Genomic DNA, 814 nt, shown 5'->3' with positions numbered 1-814 from the left:
CTTCGTCATGTCCCGGAACTGCGTGACCGCGTGATCGCGTGGTCCCGGGCCGGTACCGTGCCGGGCATGACGACTACTTGGAGTCCACCGGCCCACGGGCTGCGTGTGGGATTCGTGGGCAAGGGCGGGTCGGGCAAGACCACGACCCTGGCGCACGTGCTGGGCCACTGGGCGCATGAGGGCGTGCCGTGCATGGCCATGGACACCGACAAGCCCGGCGACGATGAGGACGGCAGCCTGTACGCCTGGGCGCAGCAGGCCGACCTGGGCGCCCCGGTCTACCCGGCCCCGAACCACAACCGGCTGGCGCCCGAGGCGGCGCGGCTGACCCCGCCCGGCGGCCTGGCCCTCATCGACACCGGCGCCTGGGAGCGCAAGGCCGGCGGCGCGCACTTCTCCACGTTGTCGGCCGTCGACCTGGCGGTGCTGACCCTGCAGCCCACCCCGATGGAGCTGGACCGGGCGGCCTCGGTCCTGGATGCGCTGCACCACCTGGAGTCGGTGGGCGCGAACGTCCCCCAGCTGGTCATCCTGCTGACGATGGTCAACTCATCCGCAGGCTCGCCCCGCTCCACCCGGACCGCGCTGGCCGGCGCCGGATACACGGTGCTGGAGTCCGAGATCCCCCGCTCCGATGCCCGCGACGGCTACGGCCAGGCCTTCGGCAAGGACCTGCGCCTGGTCGCCGGATCCCCGATGCAGCGGCTGGCGCACGAACTGCTGGAGGTCCTCGGTGGCCAGTAAAGCGGCGCAGGAGCAGGAGGAGGCGGCCGCGCGGGCGCTGACCAACGGCCTGGCCAAGCGGGCGGTGCGG

The 814-nt window shown here is 73.0% G+C and carries 1 protein-coding gene; it reads left to right on the top strand.

What is annotated here, in order from left to right:
* Positions 1 to 66: 66 nt before the first annotated feature.
* On the top strand, positions 67 to 744 hold the full coding sequence (locus tag ABD327_RS34745; RefSeq protein ID WP_344247966.1) for a ParA family protein: 678 nt from the start codon (positions 67 to 69) through the stop codon (positions 742 to 744).
* The last annotated feature ends 70 nt before the right edge of the window (positions 745 to 814 follow it).

This window comes from Actinocorallia aurantiaca (assembly GCF_039533685.1).
In the GTDB taxonomy this organism is placed as follows: domain Bacteria; phylum Actinomycetota; class Actinomycetes; order Streptosporangiales; family Streptosporangiaceae; genus Actinocorallia; species Actinocorallia aurantiaca.
This window is presented reverse-complemented; position numbering and strand designations above follow the sequence as displayed.

What these genes read in the sequence shown, in the direction of transcription:
- ABD327_RS34745 (WP_344247966.1), top strand. Translation starts at nt 67, where the DNA reads ATGACGACTACTTGGAGTCCACCGGCCCACGGGCTGCGTGTGGGATTC.